Raw genomic sequence first — 21686 nt, forward strand, 5'->3', positions numbered from 1 at the left:
TAGGGATGAAGGCTGCGTTCGTATGAGATAAACACATTGGTGTCGATATTATCACGCATGTTACTCTTTTTCAATACTGTGATATGCAACACAATCTGTCTCTGGGGCTGGCATCGAAGTTACATATGCACCCCACCTACGCTGACTCTTGTTGAATGCCTACCCAGAACAGTTCCATACCAAAACGGATCAACCCCCTACCACCCCCTACGCAGGGCAGATGACGGGCGCGCCGGAGACTGGGTCGTACAGGACCCGGGCTTCGATGCCGTAGACCTCTTCGAGGAGTTCGGGGGTGAGTACGTCGAGGGGTTCGCCGTGCGTGACCACGCGGCCGGCTTTCATGACGAGGAGTTCGTCGCAGTAGCGGGCGGCGAGGTTGAGGTCGTGGATTGCGACGACGGCTTGGCGTTCGGTGTCGGCGACGATGTTGCGGATGATGGTGAGCAGGCTGACTTGGTGGTGGAGGTCGAGGGCGGAGGTGGGTTCGTCGAGAAGGAGGAGTTGGGGTTCGCGTACCAGCATCTGGGCGACGCCGACGAGTTGGCGCTGGCCGCCTGACATGTGGCAGACCATCCGGTCGGAGATATGGAGGATGCCGAGGCGGTCCATCATCGCGGCGGTGGCCTCGAGTGGGTTGGTGACGGCGCCTCCGGCTTTTGCGGCGACGACGATGGATTCGAACGCGGTCAGCGACGCGCTGGTCAGCAGGTCTTGGGGGACGTAGCCGACGTCGTGGGGCTCGCAGGTGGTGGTGACGGTGCCGGACGTGGGGGTTTTGAGCCCGGCGATAGTTTTGACCAGGGTGGACTTACCGGCGGCGTTGGGGCCGAGGAGGCCGGTGACGGCGCCGGGGGTGCCCAGGCGAAAGGTCATGTCGTGGAGGATAGGGGTGCGTCCGTAGGCAACGTTGAGGTCTGTGGCGACGATCATGGTTAGTGGCCTGCCTTGCGGTAGCGGGAGAAGATCAGGAAGACGAAGAATGGGACGCCGACGATGGCGGTGATGATGCCGATCGGGATCACCAGGCCGGGTTTGACGGTGATGGAGACGGCGTGCGCGGCGGTGAGCAGCAGCGCGCCGGCCGCGGCGGAGGCGGGCAGGTAGAACTTCTGGTCCTCCCCGACCAGCATTCGGGCGATGTGGGGGCCGACCAGTCCGATGAAGCCGATGACGCCTGCGAAGGCCACGGAGGCTGCTGCCAGCAGGGATGCCACGATCAGGGTGGTGACGCGCAGGCGGGAGACGTTGATGCCGAGGGAGGCGGCGCGGGCGTCGCCAAGTCGGAGGGCGGTGAGCCGCCAGGCGTTGAACACCACGAACGGGATTGCGGCGGCAAGGAGGACGCCGATGATGCCGTCGGCGAGCCAGGTGGCGCGCTGCATGGAGCCGAGCGTCCAGAAGACGATCTGTTGCAGCGCCTCAAGCGTTGCGCCGTACTGCATGAGCGACAGCAGCGCCTGGAAGAAGAAGGACAGGGCGATGCCGAGCAGGATCATGGTTTCGGCGGCGGCGCCGCGCCACACGGCTGCTGCGGCGACGACGGCCACCGCCACCAGGGCGGCCAGCGCAGCGGCGAGCGCCAGGTTGAACTGGGGGTGCGCGATCAGGTTGATGCCCAGCACGATCGACATCGCGGCGCCGAACGCGGCCGCCGCCGAGATGCCCAGCGTGAACGGCTCCGCGAGCGGGTTGTCCAGGATGGTTTGCATCATCCCGCCCGCAAGTCCCAGGGACGCGCCGATGAGCAGCGCCATCACCGAGGCCGGCAGGCGCAGGTCCCACAGGACCACGGAGGCTTGCTCGGGTGCGGTGTTGGGGTGGAGGAGGGCGTCGAGAAGCTGGGAGGCGCTGAGGTTGATCGGGCCGACCACCGTGGCAACGACGAAGCTGATGAACGCGACGAGCAGCAGCGCGCTAATCGCGATGAGTTTGCGTCGTCCTCGCTGGTGGTAGGCGCGGATCGCCTGATCTTGCTGGTTCATGGTTCCCCTACTGCTGTGTCTGGGCGAAGAACGCGCCGGAGTAGTCGAATGGCAGCCAGTCGGCGTGGAACTGTTCGAAGTCCTTCGCCGGGTCCATGTCAGCGAAGGATTCTGGGTGCAGCCACTTCGCGAACGCCTCAAGTGCGAACACGTTGTACGGGTTGTCGTAGAACTGGTGGTAGACGGCGAAGTACTTGCCCTGCTTCGGCGCCTGCAGCAGGTCGAGACCCGGGGTGCCCAGCGGGTTGTTCAGGGTTTCGGCGGCGCGCTGTGGGCTGGACTGGTAGCCGAGCTCGACGTGGCTGAAGGTGTCCGGCTGGTCGGGCTTGCGTGCCCACTCGCCGCCGGTGACGATGAGGTTTTCGGGCTGCAGCTCGATCATCTTCTCAGCGCTGAACTGCTTGGAGTCGGCGGTGATGAGCTGTTCGCCCAGGTTGTTGCCGCCGGCGGCGGTGAGCAGCTGGCCAAGGTTCGCCTTGCCGGGGGTGCTGCAGCAGTCAACGAAGCCCGCGGCGGACCAGATCAGGCCGTCTTTCTTTCCGTCCTTTGCGACGGCCTCTTCGACCCGACCCTTGATCTCTTCGACCTTCGATTCGTAGAACTCGCCGTATTCCTTAGCGCGTTCCGACTTGCCCATCAGGTCGCCGAGCAGCTGCACGGAGCTGACGGTGTGCTCGAGTGGGGACTGGCGGAAGTCGGTGAAGACGTACTTCATGCCAGTCTGGTCCATCTTTTCCAACAGGCCGGATTCCTCGGCGACTTTCTTCTGGTCGAGCGTCATGACGACGACGTCCGGGTCCTGCGCCATGAGCGTCTCCAGGGAGACGTCGCCCTTGCCGATGTTGCCGATCTCCTGCGCCTTCATGGCGCCCTCGCTGATTTCGAAGACCTTGTCCTTGAACGCCGGGGCGGCCTTGGTCAGGTCGTTGCCGTAGGCCACGACGTGGTCGAAGGGGTCCCCGCCGAGCAACGCGGTGGCGAAGACGCCGCGGCCCTCGCCGAGCACGATGCGCTCTGGGGCGTGGTCGAAGGTGACTTCGCGGCCGGTGACGTCGGTGACGGTCAGCGTCTTGTCCGCCGGGGTCGGCTCGGCGGATGGGGTGGTGTCGGCGCTGTTGCCCGAGCACGCGGCGAGTGAGGCGGCCGCGCACAGGGCGACGGCGCCGGTCATTGCTTTACGCAGGATGTTCACAGTGGTTTCCTTGCCGTATTACGATTGTTCCAATAGAGCGAACAAACGATATACCAGGCAAGGCTTACCTAACAACCCCCGCGCGGAGCTGGTGCACCACCCGCGCGCCGGGCACCTCCACCCACGAGTAGAACAAATAGCTCACCACCAGGCTCAACAGCACCGTCAGGGTGAGGACGGGGACGAAGTGGGCGCTAAAAAGCCCTACCCCCAAGATTGGGAACACGAAGTAGAGCACCGCCATGTGCCACAAAAACAGCGAGTAGGACCACCGGCCCAGCAGCTGCGCCGAGCGCGTGCACAGCGCGGTGCCGTGCAGGCGCGGCGCGAGCGCGAACGGCACGATCCAAAGCGCCGCGAACAGCGCGCCGAGCAGCACCCGGACGTTGAACTCGGCGGCGCTCGGGTGCTCCAGCCCCGCAGGGCCAAGCACCCCGCCCGCCCACGCGACCGGTAGCGACAACGCCGGGAACACCCAGCGCAGCGCCGGCACCCGCAGCCGCCACGTGTGCCCGGCGCGCTCCACCTCCGCACACAGCAAGCCCACCGCGAACCACGGCGCAAAGGAGATCGACCAAATCTGCAGGTTCAGCTCCCCCGGCGTCTGCTCCGGGCTGGGGATCAGGTGCGGCCACACCAGGGCGGCCGCCACCGCCACCGCCAGCACCACCGCGCGGCCCCGGCGCCCGCACGCAAGGTAGGCGGGCAGGACCAGGTAGAACGCCACCTCGACACAGAGGGACCAGTGCTGGGTGAGGCCGTCGATAAGCCCGCCGGGGACGTAGAGCTGCGTAAGCGTCAGGTTGGCCAGAAGCGGGCCGGCGCGCACCCCCGCCAGTGGCGGCAACGTCACCACGATGATCGCCACGGACACCACGTACGCAGGCACAATGCGGGCGACGCGACGCCAGTAGTACTCGCGCGCCGGGCGGGGCTCGCCGCGCGCCAGCAAAAACGCCGACAGCGCGAAGAAGACGGCCACGAAGTAGTCGAAGCGCGCGAGCACCGGCGAGTCAGTGGCCGTCTGGAACGCCACGTGCGTCACCACAATGCCGAGCGCCGCGATACCGCGCAGGCCCGCCAGTTCCGGGAGTACGTTAATGTTTCTGATGTGGACATTGTAAGCAAACGGCGCCTGGGCATCTGCGCCGCCATCATCGCGGTGTGCGTGGCGCTGAACTTCCTGTCCCCGCTCATCATCAACCACCAGCGGGTGCTCGCCCCCACCGAAAGCACCCTCCTTTTCGACGGCCCCTCCGCCCTCACCCGCACCCTCCTCATCACGGAGGGTCCCTCGGAGGAGCACCCGAAGAAGAAGGCGCTGACCATGTCCGCCACCGTCCGCAACGAGGGCACCGTCATCGCCGAGGACTCCTTCGAGGTCAACCCGGCCTCCGCCTACCCCACCAGCGGACGCCAGGGCTTAGGCTACGTCCTGCCGTACAACCCGGAGCGCCGCTCCTACCCGTTCTACGACCCGCTTGCGGACCTCGTCGTCCCCCTGGACTACCTCGGCGCCGGCTGGGTCGCCGACCTGGAAACTTACAAGTACACCGCCACCATCGACGTGCCCGAATACCACGCCGAGCGCACCATCGACGTCGAGCGCCGCACCGGCCGCCTCCTCGACGAGTCGTGGACCATCACGCGCGGCCCCCTCAAGGGCCTCTACACACTCAGCGAAGAGAACAAGGCCACCGCGGCCTCCGCCGCACTTCACGACGTCCACATCCTCAAATCCCTCCAGGTCATGGCGTTCGTAACTCGCTTGGTCAGCGCGCTCGCGCTCTTCTACGCCTTCGTCCTGCTGGTGCGGCGCCGCCGTGATTAAGGGGCGTCTGCTCTCCTGGCTGCTGGTTGCCTACGCGGTGGCCCTGATCCTCGGCGTGACCTGGCCGTTCCTCGCGCCGGGCGAGGCACTCGCGTACCGGGACATGCTCGTCCTGCCGAACATGGCGCTGACCCGCGCCGCGCTCGGCTTCGGGGACTTGCCGGCCCGCAACGTCCCCCAGGACGCACTGCTCGCCGTCCTCCCCTTCCCGGTCCTGACGGTGCGCGCGCTCGTGGTCGGCGCCGCCTCCGCTGCCGCTTCGGCGGGCTGGCGGATCGGGCGTAACGGCTGGGGCCGGTTCGCGGCGATCACGGTCGCGGTGTGGAACCCGTTCGTCGTCGAGCGCCTGTTGCAGGGGCAGTGGTCGGTGGCGGTGGCCGCCTGGCTGCTGCCGCTAGTGGCGCTTGGCGCGCGCGGCAGCATCGCCGCCCAGTGGATATGCTCGCTCACCCCCACCGGCGCCATCGCGGCCGCCCTCCACTCGCGACGCTGGCTGTTCAGCGCCCTGACCTGCGCGCCCTGGGTGGTCGCCGGTGCGCTCGCCGCCTTTGGCGGCGGTGAGGGGACATCCTCGGCGCAGGCCGCCGCCATGTTCGCCCCGCGTGCGGAGGCGGGCGTCGGCACCCTCGGCGCGCTGCTTGGCTTGGGCGGGATCTGGAACGCCCACGCCGTGCCCGCCTCCCGCGCCTCCGGCTTCGCCGTCTTCGGCGTGTTGCTTTTTGCCGTGCTGTGCCTGGCGTGGCGCCACGTCCCGCGCCGCCTCCTCGCGCTGGCGGGCCTCGGGTTCGCGCTGGCGCTCGCGTCGTGGGCGGGCCTACTCACCCCCATTATCCAGTACGTTCCCGGCGGCGGCCTCCTTCGCGACGCCCACAAACTCCTCATCCTCGCCATCCCCGCCTACGTCACCGCCGCCGGCAACCTCCCGGGGCTTCGCGCCCAACTCGCGGGCAGTTTCGCCCTCCTCCAGCTTCTCGACGCCCCCTTCGCCCTCTCCGCCCTCACCCCAGTTCCAGCGTCTTCCCTCCCGATCCCGCACGTCGACGACCAGGGCCGCGACGTCTTCTTCGTCGACCGCCCCACCCTCACCCGACGCGCCGACGGCGCCACCATCGTCGACCCCGCCCCCAAAATCATGAACGTCGTCGAGTCCGGCGCGCTGCGCGTTGGCGACGTGGAAGTCGACCCGCCGTCCCCGCGCTGGTCCGCCCTTAACGCGGATGTGGGGCTTGCCGCCTCGATGGGCGTCGGCGTGGTGGTGTACCCAGATGGCCGCTCGGTAAACACGGGGGCCGCGCCCGTCGGCCTGCCGCCGCTTGGCCTCGGACTGTTCGGACTGTGGTGCACATCGCCCCTGATTGCGCTGCTGACCAGGCGCTTTAAGCAGTTGGGGAACTCCCATTATTGGAGCATTTGCAGTATTCTTGCGCGTAGGTTAAAGTGAACTCCAGGTAAACAAGAGTTTAACAAGGAGCGTAACCATGCAGATTCAGTTCAACACCATCCAGAAGCGCGTACTTCGCAACATCCGCCACGACCTCCTCGAGGCGTGGACTCCACAGTTCAGCGAAGCCGAAATCAACAACGCCTTCGACACCGTCCTCGCCGAGCACTGCAGCACCGCAACCGTCGAAGACTTCATCCCCGTCCTCGTCGAAGCCGAGATGCTCAACCGCCTGCGCGCAGGCAGCCTCCTCGCAGCCGCCTAAACTCCGGTTCACTCATACTCAACGCGCTCTGCCTGCCCCCATCCCCCTCCCTTCCATCTGCAAAAAGTTCCCGCGCCCTGCGTCTGGGAACTTTTTCGCGTTTTCGGGGGTTTCGGAGCTCACCTCCGAACGCGTTTCCCCAGGTCACGTCGTTCGCTCGCTCGAGCCCGCTGAAATAGTTCCCAAGCTCGGGAACCATTTTGCGTTTTGCAGCTGCTCTAGTCGACTGTTGCGACCGGCTATTTGGTAGCAGTGTCGTGACTATCCGGTAGCACGACAGTGAGTATCTGGTAGCGCTGCACATCTCCTCACGTTCATACTTCCGGTAGCCACACCACACGGGTGTGGCATCAACCGGAAGGAGTCCGCTCATGACGGATTACCGCGCGATAATGACGTTGCTGATCAAACAGCGTTCTTATCGCCAAATAGAACAACAACTCGGGTGCTCGCACCGTGCAATCGCACGCGCGAACCACACACTGCGAACCTGTGGATTTAGCACCGTTGAACAAGTCGCAGCGCTGACAGACAACGAGCTAGACGAGTTGTTCGTTGACAAACGAAGTACCGGGCAAGGTGAATTCGTCCCGATTGACTTCGAAAAAGTCGTCAAAGCCCGCACAGGACGTACAAAGCAGACCCTGCAAGTCTTATGGGCACGCTACACCACCACCCCAGCCGGTCCGGGGCAGCGTCACTACAGCTACGACAGGTTCCGCCAACTTGTCGCAGCACATGTCGACGCGACCGGGCTTTCAGCACGCATCACACACGCACCAGGACACACCATGCAAGTCGACTGGGCAGGCACCAAGATGCGACTGTTTGACCCAACCGGGAAACCGGGTGCAAAAGTCAGTATCTTTGTCGCCTCTCTGCCATATTCAGGGATGCTGTTTGCCTGTGCATGTGCTGACCAACGCCAACAGGCCTGACTTGATGCTCACCGGTGTGCATTCGAATACTTCGGTGGTGTCTGCCAAGTCGTCGTGCCTGATAACGCGTCGACTGCGTCGAACGCAATCAGTACGTCAGATAGAAACCGGAAGGTCAATGACACCTACGAACAGTTCTTGGAGCACTACAACACTGCAGCTCTTCCTGCCCGCCCGCGTCGACCGAAAGATAAAGCGAATGTGGAAGCCGCAGTCAAAATCGTCACACACAAGATCATCCATGCACTCGATGGTCACCAGTGTGTTGATCTTGACGAGCTCAATGACAAGATTGTCAGCCTTGTCGATGCAATGAACGATGCCACGCCGTTTCGGAGTCAGCAATCAAGCCGCCGGGACCTGTTTGAAACCTATGAGCAGCATCTTCTTGCCGATCTGCCGCAAACACCATGGCAGCACACCGAATGGAAACGCGCGAAAGCCGCACCAGATTTCCACATCATTGTTGCCACGGTGCGCTACTCGGTACCGCATCAACTCGTTGGGCGCACCGTCGATGTGCGTATCACCGGCCAGGTACTGACAGTCTTTGATGCAGGTCAAACCGTTGCAACCCACCGGGTTTCACATACACGCGGGGCCTATGTCACTGACTGTGACCACATTCCCTCAGGCATGGATACCACACGCGGGTTGTGGACGAGTGAGTACTTCTACCGTGAAGCCAGCAAAGTTGGGCCGGCAACACGCAAAGTCATCGAAGAGCTCATCGCAGCAAAAGCAATCCCGGCCCAGGCTTATCAGTCGTGTCGCAACGTGTTGTCGATGGGCAAACACGCCAACAAACCCATTTTGGAAGAGGCCTGCCTGCGCCTGACAGCCAATGATGGCAGCCGACGTGCCGTGTCCTATACCGCAGTAAAAAACATGATGGCCGCGGTACGCAAAGAGCACACCACCCGACCCCGCGGGTTCGACCAAGCACAACGCACTACTACACCAATCTTGCCTGATTCGGCTGTGATTGAACATCGCGATACCACTGGGGCACTACTTGGCGGCGCAGACCAGTTCAGCATGGACAACCTTATGAAGAAAGGAACCCGAAACACATGACAAACTCAACCCCGCCAATGGATCGATTTCTTGATGAATCTGTCCTTGCTGACTTCACAGCGTTGCGTATGACCGCGTTCGGTAAAACCGTGATCGACATTGCTAATGACCCAGCATTCGACACGTGGACGTTTTCACAAAAGGTGCTCTACGCACTAGATAAGGAAGTCGCGGCCAGGCGTGAACGACGCATCAACAAACTTTTGAAAGCATCCCGATCGCCAAACCTTGATGCTTGTCTTGAAAACGTGGTGTGCACACCTGCCCTCAACATCAACCCGGAGCAAATCAGCCGACTCGCTCATGGTCAATGGTGCCATTTGGGACAAAACATTGTCATCCTGGGCAAATCCTGAAGTCGGCAAGACCTACCTGGCCCAAGCATTAATCAACGCGGCATGCCGCAACGATTACTCCGCGAGTTTCTACCGCACGGACATGCTTGCAGCACAACTTGCAGTCTTACAGCCCGATAACCCCACCCGGTTGAAGTTCATTGAGCAACTCCACAACGTGGACGTACTTGTCCTGGATGACTTTTTAACCACGCCGATTGATGCTGCCACGGCGCATCAGATATTTAATATCCTCGCCGCGCGCGAACATACCGGCTCGACGATTGTGACCTCCCAGTTCACCCCGAAAGACTGGTATGCGTCGATTCCTGACGCGGTCATTGCAGAGTCGATTCTCAACCGGCTTGTCGTTGGTGCTGAGATCATCACGCTGGAAGGACCGAATATGCGCTTAGAAGCCAACGAGTAACCCTCCAACGTCTCCGTGGCCCCTGGGTGATCCCTGCGCTACCGGGTACTCACTCAGGTGCTACCGGATACTCACCACGCCGCTACCATTTCAGTCTTCTAAACAGTCGACCGACGTAGTGTTTCCCCAGGTCGCGACGACTGACCACAAAGAAAGTTCCCAGGACCACGGGATAATGGAAAACAAGGCACATGCCTAGGAACAAAAACCGGGGCACTTCACCACCATCTTGTTGAGGCCAATGGCTAGGGTAAAAGCGGATTCCGCACTTTCCACCCTGCAAAATGGAAATCTCCATCCTAATACATGATTCTGCTGTTGAATCTGCCAAATAGAAGGGCTGATCAGGTTCGTAATACCACGTTTCAGGCCCTCCAGCGATGCACTCACCAGTGGAGCGCCCTCATATGGGAAAACAGAAAGACAAAAGCATCAAACGTTGAGTACTAGTTCAACACTTGATGCTCTTTCTGTGAAACATTCAGTCAGTGAGCTGAATGGTCAGAGTAGGTTTTCCGAGTCTATTTCTTTCCATCGTTGAGCTGCCGTGCCACGTTGTTTAAATGCGCTTACGAGGTCGCGAGCTACTGCGGGATGTCCTACGATGTGGCTTACTTTTGATAGTAGTTCGTTACTATCAGTCGCTTCTGAGTTGAGGAAATCTAGGATTTCTTGTCGAGCCCTGTATTCTTGTTCGAAGGTGAGGTCATGGCGTAGGCACGCTTTATCCCACGCTTTATGCTCTTCGGGGGCTGAGTTGAGTAGGATTGCGAGCCGTCCTTGGTTAAGTTCTAATTGGGAAATGCGATGCTCGATATTGTCCATGTTTTTATAGGGCCAGCCAAGCAATAACGTCTGCGATCATCAGCGAGTAGGACGTACCGACGATTGGTTCTAGGGCTGTTGTGAGCTTTTCTTTCACGATGTGGTGCTCCAGATCCTCCGTAGATATTGGCAGTGGTGCTAATAATGATAACTTCTACCGAGCTATCGCGCAGGCCGAATTTCGGCGATCTAAGATTGCTTCGGTCACCAACCTTCAACTTCCTCACACCTAGTGAACGGGGTGAAGGAAGTCAATTGAAGTGCCCCAGATTTTCCCATCTGCTCAGACGGAACAAAACCTGGGGCACTTCAGTCTTTCCAAAGGGAACGAAGAATGTCGGCAACATCGACTACGTAGCGGGTTGGTTCATCAAGGCCGCAGAGTACATGGGCGACCACACCGTACGCACGGCATTCGTATCGACCAACTCGGTTGTCCAAGGCGAACAGGTAGCAAACATTTGGTACCCAATCACCCAATTGGGCTTCCACATTGACTTCGCGCACGACACCTTCCGTTGGGCGAACGAAGCAAGTGACCAAGCTCATGTCTTCTGCGTCATCGTGAGCTTTTCAAAGCAAAAGGTCACCCCGCGCTTATTCCACTACGAGACGCCAGACTCAAACCCGATGGATCTCCACCCGAGCCGCCTCAACACATACCTGGCCGACGCGCCGGATATTTTCGTCTGGAATCGCAATAGGCCCCTTTGGCCCGACACTGTCCCCTTGCAGGTCGCGCATTTTCACCTGGCCCGACCGATTTTGGGCGACCAGCGGCGCACTCCTTGAGCACCTCGACCGGAACGAAACCAGAACAAAACCAGTCCCGAAACCGGCACCACCCCCAACGCCACCAACCTGCTATCGTGGTGCACAGGCCACTCAGCGAGCACCAGCCCGACCGGTTTCCTCGGGCGCAATTGGAAACCACCCAAACCTGTAACCCGGTGGCTTTCCGGGTCCCTGTGATTGATCCCTAAGCCTGCACAAGGTACACGGGTACAGTGCACATGAGAATTGGGAACTACCACGGTGCTGGGGGTGGCCGCCTATTTTTTTGAAGGAGGATGCGATGTTGTTGGCAGAGGCGCTGGCGAAGCGGGCGCAGGCACAGGATCGGCTGAATGAGTTGGAGCGTCGTTTGACGCGGAATGCGCGGATCCAGGAGGGGGATACCCCGGTGGAGGATTCGGAGGCGTTGTTGAAGGAGTCGGCGTCGGTGCTGCAGAGCATTGAGACGCTGGTCCGCCGGATTAACCACACGAATGCGTCGACGCCGTTTGAGGGGGACGCGACGTTGACGGATGCGATTGCACGCCGGGATGCGTTTTTGCGCGCCCGGAGGTTTTATAGCGCGGTGGCGGATGCGGCGTCGGCACGCGCGGATCGGTATTCGGCCTCCGAGGTGCGGTATGTGTCCACGGTGGATGTGGGCCAGTTGCACGCGATGGCGGATAAGGCGGCGAAGGAGTACCGGGAGCTGGATACGAAGATTCAGCAGCTGAACTGGTCGACGGAACTGCTCTAAGGGCGCGCGAGAGAGTCGATGAACTGGGTGAACTTGCGCCCAGTTTCCGCCCACGAGTAGGTCCCGGCGCGCTGTTGCGCCTGGGTGCCGAGGGTGTGGCGGAGGGGGGCGTCGTCAAGAAGGTGGGCGACTTCGGTGACGAACTCGGCGCGCGTTTCCACGAGCATGCCTGTTTCCCCGTGCTGCACTGAGTCGGCGAGGCCACCTGCCCCCGCGTAGCCGATGGTGGGGACGGCGTGTTGGGCGGCTTCGATGACGGCGATGCCCCAGCCTTCTTTGGCGCTGGGCATGAGGTGGAGTTGCGCGCGGGCGAGCAGGGCGTGTTTGTGGTCGTCGGCGACGTGGCCGTGGAAGATGACGCGCTCGCCTGCAAGGTCACCGGCGTAGTCGCGGAGTTGGTCTTCCCACCAGCCGGAGCCGATCACGTCGAGCACCACGTTGTCGAGGGCAGCGACGGCGTCGATGGCGTGCTCGATCTGCTTGTGTGGCACGAGCCGGGACAGGGTGACCACGTGGGGGTGGCCGTCGTCGGCGAGGGTGGGCAGTTCGTCGGGCACTGGGTCCACTCCGTTTTCGATGATGCGGATCGCCGCCGGGCCCACCCCGAGCGCCTCCAAATCGCGTTTCGATGCCTGCGAGACCGTCACGTACGGCGCCCCCCGGTACACCCGCGGCGCCACCTTGGATTCCAGCCACCACCCGAACCGCCCGATGATCGGCCCAGCCACCGGCCACTGTTCCTTGTGGCAGTGGTGGGTGAGCAGCACGGTCGTGGCCCGCGAGTAGAGGCGTGCGAAGAAGGGGATGCCGTTTTGGGTGTCCACGATGACGTCGGGCCGGTGCCGCCACGCGGCGAACGGCGCGAGCAAGTAGACGCTGTATTTGCCGCCGGCGCGCTCGAAGCGGATGCCGTTGCGCCGAGAGACGCGCGGTGCATCGGTGTGTTTCGCCGTGCGATAGATCACCTGGTGGCCGGCGGCCGCGAGCGCTTCGCCGACGCGTTCCAGGTACGCCTCGGAGCCGCCACCTTGTGGGTGGGTGGAGTCGCGCCAACACATCAGCAGTATCTTCATTGTCATGTACCGTACCCGCCGCCTGGCCACGTTGGCACGTTCGTTGCGCTTGTTGCGCTCGTTTCGCTATGAGCAGTTCCGCCCCCGCATCTTTTACGAGGGGTTGGCCCGCGACACCTACCAGCTTCTCGACGCCCTCTCCGCCGACCTCACCTCCACCCCACTGCGGGGCAAGTCGGTGTTAGATGTGGGCGGTGGGCCGGGCTATTTCGCCAAGGCCTTCGCGGACACGTTCTACGTGGGCGTGGAGCCGAGCGTCTCCGAGCTGTCCGCCGCCGGCATCAGTGGCTACGGCTCCGTTCGTGGCGACGGCACCGCCCTCCCCTTCGCCACCGACTCCTTCGACGTGGTGTACTCCTCCAACGTTGCCGAACACATCCCGGATTGGCAGAAGATGGCCGAGGAGATGTTGCGTGTCGCCAAGCCCGGCGGCCTGGTGGTGCTGAGTTACACGGTGTGGCTGGGCCCCTTCGGAGGGCACGAGACCGGCCTGTGGGAGCACTACGTGGGCGGCGAGTTCGCCAGGCGTTGCTACGTGGCCGCCCACGGCCACGAGCCGAAGAACAAGTGGGGCGAGTCCCTCTTCGCCGTCTCTGCCAAGGAGGGTTTGGCGTGGGCGGAGTCGACCGGCAGGCTACTCACTGCGTTCCCGCGCTACCACCCGCGCTGGGCTTGGTGGCTCACGCGGGTGCCCCTGCTTCGCGAGTTTGCGGTTTCCAACCTGGTGGTCGTGCTGCGCGGGTAGGATCGGCAACTATGAAATTCCCGATCCAATTCCAAGCCCCGTCCATTTTCGCAGCTGTGCTGGCGGTACTCTCCATCGTGGTGGCCGTCGTGATGGGCGAAACCAGTTCGAAAGCGCCCGTCGTGCAGCCTCGTGGCGAGCAGTCAGTCATCCAGGTAGTTACCGAAGATGGCAAGTCAGCGGGCGTATGTGCACTCGGTGGTCTGCGTCAGGAAAAGGTGCACTACACCGACAAGAACTCCGTCTACTACTGGAAACTCGAACCCGGGGAAGAACGCATCGACGCGTCCTGCCCGAGTGTCGCGGCGCTGTCCTCCGGAAAGACACGGCTGGAGGGCCACGCGGTGGTCAGCAGCTTTGAGAAGCCGCAGGTTATCAAAATCACTGTCCGCTAAGTTCGCATAAGCAAAGGCCCGCCACACGGCGGGCCTTTTACCTTAGAGGCTTAGTGCGATTTACTTCGCGGCGTTGACGCGCTCCTCGAGCTTGTCCAGCTGCTCGAAGATTTCCTTCGGAACGCGGTCGCCGAGTCCAGCGAAGTACTCGCGGGCATCTGCGACGTCGCCCTCCCACAGCTTCGGATCTGGGTAGAGGGCTTCCTTGACGTCCTCGATTGGCTCGTCGAGGCCCTCCAGGTCCAGGTCTTCCGCGCGGGCGGTGTAGCCGACCACGGTCTCGTCTGCGCCGACGCGGCCTTCGATGCGGTCCACGATCCACTTCAATACGCGGGAGTTCTCGCCGAAGCCTGGCCACAGGTAGCGGCCGTCCTCGCCGCGGCGGAACCAGTTCACCAGGAAGATCGCCGGCATGCGGTCGCCGCCTTCGCGGCCCATGTCGATCCAGTGCTGGAAGTAGTCACCGACGTTGTAGCCGATGAACGGCAGCATGGCCATTGGGTCGTGGCGCAGGGAGCCGACCTTCGCCTCTGCGGAGGCTGCGGTCTGGCCGGAGGACAGCATCGCGCCGATCATGGTGCCGTGCTCCCAGTCGTGCGCCTGGGTGACCAGTGGCACGGTGTCTGGGCGGCGTCCGCCGAAGAGGATGGCGTCGACCTTGACGCCCTTCCAGTCGTCGTACTCCGGTGCGGCGGTTGGGCACTGTGCGATTGGGGTGCAGTAGCGGGAGTTCGGGTGGGCGGCCTTCTCGCCGGACTCCGGGGTCCAGTCGTTGCCGTGCCAGTCCACGAGGTGTGCTGGGGCGTCGCCGTCCATGCCTTCCCACCAGACGTCGCCGTCGTCGGTGAGGCCGACGTTGGTGAACAGGGTGTTGCCTGGCTCCATGGTCTTCATGGCGATCGGGTTGGACTTGTAGTTCGTACCAGGTGCAACGCCGAAGAAGCCGTTTTCTGGGTTGACGGCGTAGAGGCCGTCCTCACGCAGGTGCATCCAGGCGATGTCGTCGCCGACAACCTCGGCGGTCCAGCCCTCGAGCGACGGGGTGAGCATTGCCAGGTTGGTCTTGCCACATGCGGACGGGAATGCGCCGGTGATGTGGTAGACCTTGCCCTCTGGGGAGGTGAGCTTCAGGATGAGCATGTGCTCAGCCATCCAGCCCTCTTCCTTCGCCATGACGGAGGCGATACGCAGGGCGAAGCACTTCTTCGCCAGGATTGCGTTGCCGCCGTAGCCGGAGCCGTAGGACCAGATTTCCTTGGTCTCTGGGAACTGCGAGATGTACTTCGTCTCATTGCACGGCCACGCGACGTCTTCCTGACCTGGCTCGAGCGGCGCGCCGACGGAGTGGAGGCACGGTACGAACTTGTCGCCCTCAATCTTGTCCAGTGCTTCCTGGCCCATGCGGGTCATCACACGCATGGACATGACCACGTATGCGGAGTCGGTGAGCTGGACGCCCAGCTTCGGGTCCGGGTCGCTGATTGGGCCCATGCAGAACGGCACAACGTACATGGTGCGCCCCTTCATGGAGCCGCTGAAGTGCTCGCGCATTTCAGCCTTGAGCTCGGCTGGGTCGCGCCAGTTGTTGGTTGGGCCTGCGCCGTCTTCGTCTTCGGTGGCGATGAAGGTGCGAGACTCAACACGTGCGACGTCGGAAGGGTTCGAACGTGCAAGGAAGGAGTTCGGGCGCTTCTCCTCGTTGAGCTTGATGAGCGTGCCCTTCTCCACCAGCTCGGCTGCGAGGCGGTCCCACTCTTCCTGGGATCCGTCCGCGAAAACCACCTTGTCCGGGTCAAAGAGGTCGACAGCGTCGTTGATCCAAGCAATGAGCTGCTCATTGTCGGTTGGTACGTTGCCTTCGATGCGCTTCACGGCAGTGGTCATAATCTCTCCTGGTCAAAATAGACAAACCTCTAGGTCCTAAGCCTATCGAAATCACGGTTACGCTGGTCTGCCTCCAGCTTTTCGACGCCCACCCCGGTCATAACCAGTGACATACTTCATAGATACGACCAAGAGTGAGCATGTAAATGTGCCCCGAAAAGGGGTGTGCCCGAACGGTGAGACGTCAATAAATATGGGCCGTACGCAGCAAAAACAACATTCTTTCACCGCGCAAACCCGAAAACAAACGTGACCGGACCCACATTCACCCTATTTTGGGGGTAAATGGGGGAATTGCATTTCACCACACCGTGTGGACAATGAACACGATGAACATGTCTGAGAATCCACGCCCCGGCATGGGCGAACTGCCCCACGGGCGGCCCCCACAAACTGAATTTGATACCGGCCTGGACTACCCGCGCCTCGGCTCGGTGACGTTCCGCCGCGGCACGCTGACGGACAACCAGGAGGCGCTCTTCGAGGAGCACTGGCCGCGCCTGGGGCAGATGCTCAGCGACACCCCCATCGACGTCGACGAGTGGTTCGGTCGCACGGGCCACCCGACGATCCTCGAAATCGGCTCAGGCACCGGCACCTCCACCGCCGCGATGGCACCGCTGGAGGCGGACACCAACGTGATTGCCGTCGAGCTGTACAAGCCGGGCCTGGCGAAGCTGCTCGGATCCGTGGTGCGTGGCGAGATCGAGAACATCCGCATGGTGCGCGGCGACGGCGTCGAGGTACTGGCCCGCATGTTCGGCGAGGAAAGCCTCGACGGCGTGCGCATCTTCTTCCCAGACCCGTGGCCAAAGGCCCGCCACCACAAGCGACGCATTATCCAGTCGGGCACGCTGAACCTCATCGCGACGCGCCTGAAGAAAGGCGGCGTGCTGCACGTCGCCACCGACCACGCCGACTACGCCGAGTGGATCGACGAGCTCGTGAACGTGGAACCCATGCTGGAATACAAGGGTTGGCCGTGGCCGGAGGCGCCGTTGCTGACAGACCGTCAGGTCATCACTAAATTCGAGGGGAAAGGGTTGGAAAAAGACCACACGATCCGCGAATACCTCTGGGAGAAGAAGTAAACCATGCAGGACCTGCAGGACAAGACGCACCCCTACACGCCAGGGGCCGAACCCGGCCCAGAAACCTACCTGCTCGTCTGGGACGCACCGAACCTTGACATGGGGCTCGGCGCGATCCTCGGCGGGAGGCCCTCCGGGGCGCAGCGGCCGCGTTTCGACGCCCTCGGCCACTGGCTCATCGGGCTCGCGGCGAAGGCCTCGCAGGAGACCGGCTCCACCATCGAGCCGGAAGCCACCGTGTTTACCAACGTCGCCTCCCACAACGCCGAATCGGTCCGCCCGTGGGTGGACGCGCTGCGCAACGTGGGTTTCGCGGTCTTTGCAAAGCCGAAGACTGCTGAGGACTCGGACGTCGATCAGGACATGCTCACTCACATCCGCCGCCGCCTCGACGAGGGCGTGTTGCGCGGCGTCGTCGTCGCGTCTGCCGACGGCCAGAACTTCCAGGAGCCGCTCGAGCAGCTCGCGGAAGACGGCCTGCCCGTGACCGTCATCGGGTTCCACGAGCACGCCGCGTGGGCCGTCGACTCCCCGCTGCTGCGCTTCGTGGACCTCGAGGACATCCCGAACGTATTCCTGGAGCCGCTGCCGCGCATCAACCTGGAATCCCTGCCGGACGGCGGCGCATGGCTGCAGCCGTTCCGCCCGCTGACCTCGTTGCTGCACAACACCAAGGAAAAGTAGGAGCTGGCCGTGTTTTACAGGTGGGGACATTTCGCGTACCGGCAGCGCAAAGTACTGCCGATTGTGGTCATCGCGGTAATCGTGGTGCTGCAGGTGCTCTTCGGCTCCAAGTTGGGCGAGCGCCTCTCGCAGGAAGGCTGGGAGGACCCGCGCGCGGACTCCACCACAGCTGCCACCATCGAGAACGACACCTTCGGTCGCGACAACGCCGGTGATGTCATCCTGCTCGTCCGCGCCCCACAAGGCGTAGCCGACCCCGCCGTATTCAACGAGGCCAACCGGCAAATCGAGGCCTTAAAAACCCAGTTCCCGGACCAGATCGACCACATCACCAGCTACTTCTCCGCGCCGAACCAGCAGCAGATCACCGAGGACGGCACCGCCGCCTTCGCCGCGATCGGCCTGGCCGGCGACGGCGAACAGACGCTGAAAGACTTCCGCACCATCCAACCCGCGCTCAACGACATCACGTTGCCCGGCGACGCCACCGTGCAGATCGCCGGCGCCACCGCCGTCGCCGACGCGCTGGACACCGGCATGGCCAACGACATCGCCCGCGCCGAAAAAGTCGGCCTGGTGTTCGTAGCCATCATCCTGCTGTTCGTCTTCGGTGGCGTGGTCGCCGCGGCAATGCCGCTGATCGTCGGCATCCTGTCCATCATCGGCTCCCTGTCACTGCTGTCCATCCTGGCGCAGTTCCAACAGGTCAACATCTTCTCCCAGTCGATTATTACGCTGCTCGGCCTGGGCCTGGCCATCGACTACGGCCTGTTCATGGTCTCCCGCTTCCGCGAAGAACTCGACCGCGGCGTCAGCACCGAAGAGGCCGTCGCCGCCACCACAACCACCGCCGGCAAGACCGTGTTCTTCTCCGCGCTGATGGTCGGGGTGGCGCTCTCCGGCCTGCTCATGTTCCCGCAGGCCTTCCTCAAATCCGTGGCCTACGGCGCAATTAGCGCCGTGATGCTCGCCGCGGTCATCTCCGTGACCATGCTGCCGGCGCTGTTCGGCATGCTGGGACCCAACATCGATAAGTGGTCGGTGCGGCGCACGTCGCGAAGGGGGCGTCGAATAGAAGACACCGTGTGGTACCGCCTTCCGGCGTGGGCGATGCGCAACTCGAAGAAAGTCGTCGTCGGCGCGACCGGCGCGCTGCTGCTGCTCACCGTGCCGATGGTCGGCATCACCTTCGGCGGCATCAACGAAAGCTACCTGCCGCCCAACCAGGAGACGCGGCAGGCGCAGGACGCCTTCAACGAGGAGTTCCCGGCGTTTCGCACCGACCCGATCAAGCTCGTAGTCACCAACGCCACCAACGAGCAGCTCGTGGACGTGGTCCTGCAGTCCCGCGAAGTCACCGGCCTGGCCAAGCCACTGTCCCCATCCCAGGCGACGAAGGACGGCACCACGGTGCTCTCCGCGCCGCTGGCGGACCGCAACGGCGGCCAAGCAGTCGTGGACCAGCTGCGCGCCATCGAGGCGCCAGAGGGCGTCGGCGTCTACATCGCGGGCACCCCGGCCATGGAAGTCGAATCCATCGAGGCGCTACTCGAGCGGCTGCCGTGGATGGCGCTCTACATGGTGCTGGCCACGTTCCTGCTGATGGCGCTGCTCTTCGGCTCGCTGATCCTGCCGGCGAAGGCCGTCATCATGAACGTGCTCGGCATCGGCGCCACCCTCGGGTTCCTCACCCTCGTCTTCGTTGACGGCGTCGGCTCCGGCCTGCTCAACTTCACCCCAGGCCCACTGATGAGCCCGGTGCTGGTGCTCATCATCGCGATCCTCTACGGCCTGTCCACCGACTACGAAGTCTTCCTGGTCTCCCGCATGGTCGAGGCCCGCCACAACCGCGCCACCACCGACCAGTCCATCAAGTACGGCACGGCGCACACCGGCGGCATCATCACCGCGGCCGCCGCAATCATGATCGTGGTCGCCGCCGCCTTCGCCATGAGCGACATCGTCATGATGAAGTACATCGCATTCGGCATGATCGTCTCCCTGGCCCTCGACGCCACCATCATCCGCCTGCTCATCGTGCCCTCCGTCATGCACCTGTTGCGCGAGGACAACTGGTGGGCACCACGCTGGGTCAAGCGCGCCTACCGCAGCCTCGGCGAAGGCTCCAGCTCCGTCCCGCTTGTCGACGCCCCCTCCGACCCCACCCACACCCCCGTCGACGAAGCGATCGCCCTCGACCCCTCCCCCGCCCGCGCAGGCAGGACCGTCAACGAAAACGCTGACCTGGTCCCCTTCACGGAACTGATGCAGGAACTCGAAGCCCGCCGGGCCCTCGAGCAGCTCAAGAAGCGTGAACTTGAACGCTAAGTGGCTGCGCTGGACAGCACCCGTCGTCATCCTGATTGTCGGCCTGGTGCTGTTTCGCGACCGCCTCCCCTTCCTCGGCGAAGCCTGGACCACGCTGCGCCGCGTCCACCCGCTGCCGCTGATCGGGGCCGTCGCCACCGCCTTTGGCGCCATCGCCGCCATGGCTGCTGTGATGCTGGTACTCCTCAACATCGAAGGGCACATCACCAACCTGCGCAATTGCATCAACATCACGCTCGCCTCCAACGCCTGGTCCACCACCGTCCCCGGCGGCCCGGCGCTCTCCGCGTGGCTGACCTTCCGCGTCCACCAGTCCTGGGGCGCCTCCACCGGACTGTGCGCCTGGTTCTTCGTCGTCTCCGGGGCGTTGTCCACTGTGTGGATGGCGCTCATCGGCATCAGCGCCGTCGTCTTCATGGGCGCGAAACTGTCTGTGTGGGCCCTGGCCGGGTCGCTCGCGGGGACCGCGGCCGTCGTCGGCGGCCTCTACTGGGCAACCCGCAACCCGACAGTGCTGAAACGCTGGCTGCGCTTCCTGCCCGCCCGCGTCGCCACCAAAGCCAGCGGCGTTGTCGACCAGGTCGCCGCCATCCAAATGTCGCGCCGCCGCTTCACCGCCGCCGCCGTCTTCTCCCTGCTCAACCAGGTCCTCGACCTGGCCGTGCTCTACTTCTGCGCTTGGTCCGTCCTGGGCGCCGCCCCAGGTTTCAACCCCGGCCTCAACCAAACCTCCGCGATGGGCATCACCCTCGCGTTCATCATGACCAAACTCGCCGGCGCCGCCCAGGTCACGCCCGGCGGCGTGGGCACCGTGGAGGCCATCCTCGCCGGCTCCCTGGTCACCGTCGGCCTCACTCTTGTCGACGCCACCGCCGTCACCGTCCTCTACCGACTCATCTCCTTCGCCCTCATCACCGCCATCGGCTGGGTCGTCCACACGGCGGAGTACGCCGGGCGCGGCTACATGCTGGGCAAGGCGTGAGGTTGGTCCCATCGCCGCCGAAACCTAAATGGGAGTAACAGGATTGTAGTATTCCCCTTTTCGTATATATTTTCGAGGATTACTACAATCCTATTGCTACACTTTGCAGATTAGGCCGCGCCGTCCGGCCACAACCGCAAATCTGTTCACAAATTCACTAAGCGGGTTTTGTGGCACCTACCAGCGACCTACCGACGCAACCAGGCACCGGGTTAGACTGTCTGACATGATTAAAAAACCGTACGCAATTGCTGCTGACTACGTTGCCATCGCCGCGTTCGCGCTGCTCGCGCGCATCGCGCACCAGACCGAAGAGATGCCGCTGAACTTCTTCGGCTGGCTGGAAACCTTCCTGCCGTTCGCGGTCGGGCTGGGGTTGGCGTGGCTGGCCACCCGCAAGGACAAGGGGTGGCTGATTTGGCTCATCACGATCGTGGTGGGCCTGATCATTTGGGGCTTCTACCGCCACAAGCTGCCGCACTACTCGTTCGTCATCGTGGCGAGCAGCATGTCGGCGCTGCTCATGCTGGGATGGCGCGGAGCAGCGAAACTGATCCTGAAGCGGCGTTAGCTCGACAGCCAACCCATGTTGGCCAGGAAGTCGCCGCCTTGGAGGGCGTAGATCATCCACACGAGGTGGTTGATGATGTCACC

At 62.9% G+C, this 21686-nt stretch carries 22 protein-coding genes; 16 read left to right on the plus strand and 6 right to left on the minus strand.

All coding sequences use genetic code 11. The features are described 5' to 3' along the window. Positions 1–207 precede the first annotated feature (207 nt). The 4 genes from KBP54_RS10015 to KBP54_RS10030 form a co-directional block, all read right to left on the minus strand. Positions 208–933: an ABC transporter ATP-binding protein gene (locus KBP54_RS10015; protein WP_070975618.1), complete on the minus strand. Its 726-nt coding sequence runs from the start codon at positions 931–933 to the stop codon at positions 208–210. A gap of 2 nt (positions 934–935) precedes the next feature. After that, positions 936–1985: a FecCD family ABC transporter permease gene (locus tag KBP54_RS10020; RefSeq protein ID WP_071573041.1), complete on the minus strand. Its 1050-nt coding sequence runs from the start codon at positions 1983–1985 to the stop codon at positions 936–938. 7 nt (positions 1986–1992) lie between these two features. Further along, positions 1993–3177, minus strand: a complete 1185-nt coding sequence (locus tag KBP54_RS10025; protein ID WP_256005634.1) for an ABC transporter substrate-binding protein — start codon at positions 3175–3177, stop codon at positions 1993–1995. Positions 3178–3241: 64 nt separating this feature from the next. Next, a complete protein-coding gene (locus KBP54_RS10030; protein ID WP_256005635.1) occupies positions 3242–4384 on the minus strand; it encodes an acyltransferase family protein in 1143 nt (380 codons plus the stop codon). On the opposite strand from KBP54_RS10030, the gene KBP54_RS10035 reads away from it, so the two are divergent. The 9 genes from KBP54_RS10035 to KBP54_RS10075 all read left to right on the plus strand — a co-directional run bounded on the left by KBP54_RS10035 (position 4346) and on the right by KBP54_RS10075 (position 11850). Beyond that, entirely contained in the window at positions 4346–5008 is a 663-nt protein-coding gene (locus KBP54_RS10035; protein ID WP_256005636.1) for a porin PorA family protein, read from the plus strand. The two genes, KBP54_RS10030 and KBP54_RS10035, sit on opposite strands and share 39 nt — an antisense overlap. After that, a complete protein-coding gene (locus KBP54_RS10040; protein ID WP_256005637.1) occupies positions 5001–6449 on the plus strand; it encodes an MmpA family trehalose lipid delivery protein in 1449 nt (482 codons plus the stop codon). Before KBP54_RS10035 ends, KBP54_RS10040 begins: the two co-directional genes overlap by 8 nt. Positions 6450–6486: 37 nt before the next feature. Beyond that, positions 6487–6714, plus strand: a complete 228-nt coding sequence (locus KBP54_RS10045; protein WP_256005638.1) for a three-helix bundle dimerization domain-containing protein — start codon at positions 6487–6489, stop codon at positions 6712–6714. Between the two features lie 371 nt (positions 6715–7085). After that, a complete protein-coding gene (locus tag KBP54_RS10050; protein WP_256005639.1) occupies positions 7086–7652 on the plus strand; it encodes a hypothetical protein in 567 nt (188 codons plus the stop codon). Between the two features lie 138 nt (positions 7653–7790). Then, positions 7791–8729, plus strand: a complete 939-nt coding sequence (locus KBP54_RS10055; RefSeq protein ID WP_256005640.1) for a Mu transposase domain-containing protein — start codon at positions 7791–7793, stop codon at positions 8727–8729. Next, positions 8726–9085, plus strand: a complete 360-nt coding sequence (locus KBP54_RS10060; protein ID WP_256005308.1) for an ATP-binding protein — start codon at positions 8726–8728, stop codon at positions 9083–9085. The genes KBP54_RS10055 and KBP54_RS10060 overlap by 4 nt, the downstream gene beginning before the upstream one ends. After that, positions 9063–9494 (plus strand): ATP-binding protein, encoded by a 432-nt coding sequence (locus tag KBP54_RS10065; RefSeq protein ID WP_256005310.1) that lies wholly within the window; start codon positions 9063–9065, stop codon positions 9492–9494. The genes KBP54_RS10060 and KBP54_RS10065 overlap by 23 nt, the downstream gene beginning before the upstream one ends. Positions 9495–10463: 969 nt before the next feature. Continuing rightward, positions 10464–11111, plus strand: a complete 648-nt coding sequence (locus KBP54_RS10070; RefSeq protein ID WP_256005642.1) for a DNA methyltransferase — start codon at positions 10464–10466, stop codon at positions 11109–11111. Positions 11112–11394: 283 nt separating this feature from the next. After that, a complete protein-coding gene (locus KBP54_RS10075) occupies positions 11395–11850 on the plus strand; it encodes a DIP1984 family protein (protein ID WP_071573165.1) in 456 nt (151 codons plus the stop codon). Here KBP54_RS10075 and KBP54_RS10080 read toward each other — a convergent pair. Then, positions 11847–12923, minus strand: coding sequence for a glycosyltransferase family 4 protein (locus tag KBP54_RS10080; protein ID WP_256005644.1), 1077 nt, complete (start codon positions 12921–12923; stop codon positions 11847–11849). The two genes, KBP54_RS10075 and KBP54_RS10080, sit on opposite strands and share 4 nt — an antisense overlap. A 4-nt stretch (positions 12924–12927) precedes the next feature. On the opposite strand from KBP54_RS10080, the gene KBP54_RS10085 reads away from it, so the two are divergent. Further along, positions 12928–13668, plus strand: coding sequence for a class I SAM-dependent methyltransferase (locus KBP54_RS10085; protein WP_256005645.1), 741 nt, complete (start codon positions 12928–12930; stop codon positions 13666–13668). A gap of 11 nt (positions 13669–13679) precedes the next feature. Beyond that, positions 13680–14063, plus strand: coding sequence for a hypothetical protein (locus KBP54_RS10090; RefSeq protein ID WP_256005647.1), 384 nt, complete (start codon positions 13680–13682; stop codon positions 14061–14063). A gap of 60 nt (positions 14064–14123) precedes the next feature. Here the strand turns inward: KBP54_RS10090 and KBP54_RS10095 are convergent, their stop codons facing one another. Further along, positions 14124–15947 carry a phosphoenolpyruvate carboxykinase (GTP) gene (locus KBP54_RS10095; RefSeq protein ID WP_256005648.1) on the minus strand — a complete coding sequence of 608 codons (1824 nt, stop codon included), beginning with the start codon at positions 15945–15947 and terminating at the stop codon, positions 14124–14126. Positions 15948–16276: 329 nt separating this feature from the next. Here KBP54_RS10095 and trmB point away from each other — a divergent pair, with 329 nt between their 5' ends. The 5 genes from trmB to KBP54_RS10120 all read left to right on the plus strand — a co-directional run bounded on the left by trmB (position 16277) and on the right by KBP54_RS10120 (position 21603). Beyond that, positions 16277–17038: a tRNA (guanosine(46)-N7)-methyltransferase TrmB gene (gene trmB / locus KBP54_RS10100; protein ID WP_256006657.1), complete on the plus strand. Its 762-nt coding sequence runs from the start codon at positions 16277–16279 to the stop codon at positions 17036–17038. A 3-nt stretch (positions 17039–17041) separates the two neighbouring features. After that, on the plus strand, positions 17042–17722 hold the full coding sequence (locus KBP54_RS10105; RefSeq protein WP_256005650.1) for an NYN domain-containing protein: 681 nt from the start codon (positions 17042–17044) through the stop codon (positions 17720–17722). A gap of 9 nt (positions 17723–17731) precedes the next feature. Further along, entirely contained in the window at positions 17732–20050 is a 2319-nt protein-coding gene (locus KBP54_RS10110; RefSeq protein WP_256005652.1) for an MMPL family transporter, read from the plus strand. Continuing rightward, a complete protein-coding gene (locus KBP54_RS10115; protein WP_255365789.1) occupies positions 20034–21032 on the plus strand; it encodes a lysylphosphatidylglycerol synthase transmembrane domain-containing protein in 999 nt (332 codons plus the stop codon). Before KBP54_RS10110 ends, KBP54_RS10115 begins: the two co-directional genes overlap by 17 nt. Before the next feature lie 226 nt (positions 21033–21258). Further along, a complete protein-coding gene (locus KBP54_RS10120) occupies positions 21259–21603 on the plus strand; it encodes a DUF3054 domain-containing protein (RefSeq protein ID WP_070975634.1) in 345 nt (114 codons plus the stop codon). Positions 21604–21686: the final 83 nt, after the last annotated feature.

Origin of the sequence: Corynebacterium pseudogenitalium (assembly GCF_024453815.1) — a bacterium.
In the GTDB taxonomy this organism is placed as follows: domain Bacteria; phylum Actinomycetota; class Actinomycetes; order Mycobacteriales; family Mycobacteriaceae; genus Corynebacterium; species Corynebacterium pseudogenitalium.

Excerpts from the sequence above, each read along its gene's own strand:
- KBP54_RS10075 (WP_071573165.1), top strand. The coding sequence starts at position 11,395 with ATGTTGTTGGCAGAGGCGCTGGCGAAGCGGGCGCAGGCACAGGATCGG.
- KBP54_RS10120 (WP_070975634.1), top strand. The coding sequence starts at position 21,259 with ATGATTAAAAAACCGTACGCAATTGCTGCTGACTACGTTGCCATCGCC.
- KBP54_RS10080 (WP_256005644.1), bottom strand. The coding sequence starts at position 12,923 with ATGAAGATACTGCTGATGTGTTGGCGCGACTCCACCCACCCACAAGGT.
- KBP54_RS10045 (WP_256005638.1), top strand. The coding sequence starts at position 6,487 with ATGCAGATTCAGTTCAACACCATCCAGAAGCGCGTACTTCGCAACATC.
- trmB (WP_256006657.1), top strand. The coding sequence starts at position 16,277 with ATGAACATGTCTGAGAATCCACGCCCCGGCATGGGCGAACTGCCCCAC.
- KBP54_RS10050 (WP_256005639.1), top strand. The coding sequence starts at position 7,086 with ATGACGGATTACCGCGCGATAATGACGTTGCTGATCAAACAGCGTTCT.
- KBP54_RS10015 (WP_070975618.1), bottom strand. The coding sequence starts at position 933 with ATGATCGTCGCCACAGACCTCAACGTTGCCTACGGACGCACCCCTATC.
- KBP54_RS10090 (WP_256005647.1), top strand. The coding sequence starts at position 13,680 with ATGAAATTCCCGATCCAATTCCAAGCCCCGTCCATTTTCGCAGCTGTG.
- KBP54_RS10095 (WP_256005648.1), bottom strand. The coding sequence starts at position 15,947 with ATGACCACTGCCGTGAAGCGCATCGAAGGCAACGTACCAACCGACAAT.
- KBP54_RS10020 (WP_071573041.1), bottom strand. The coding sequence starts at position 1,985 with ATGAACCAGCAAGATCAGGCGATCCGCGCCTACCACCAGCGAGGACGA.
- KBP54_RS10105 (WP_256005650.1), top strand. The coding sequence starts at position 17,042 with ATGCAGGACCTGCAGGACAAGACGCACCCCTACACGCCAGGGGCCGAA.
- KBP54_RS10085 (WP_256005645.1), top strand. The coding sequence starts at position 12,928 with ATGTACCGTACCCGCCGCCTGGCCACGTTGGCACGTTCGTTGCGCTTG.
- KBP54_RS10060 (WP_256005308.1), top strand. The coding sequence starts at position 8,726 with ATGACAAACTCAACCCCGCCAATGGATCGATTTCTTGATGAATCTGTC.
- KBP54_RS10070 (WP_256005642.1), top strand. The coding sequence starts at position 10,464 with ATGATAACTTCTACCGAGCTATCGCGCAGGCCGAATTTCGGCGATCTA.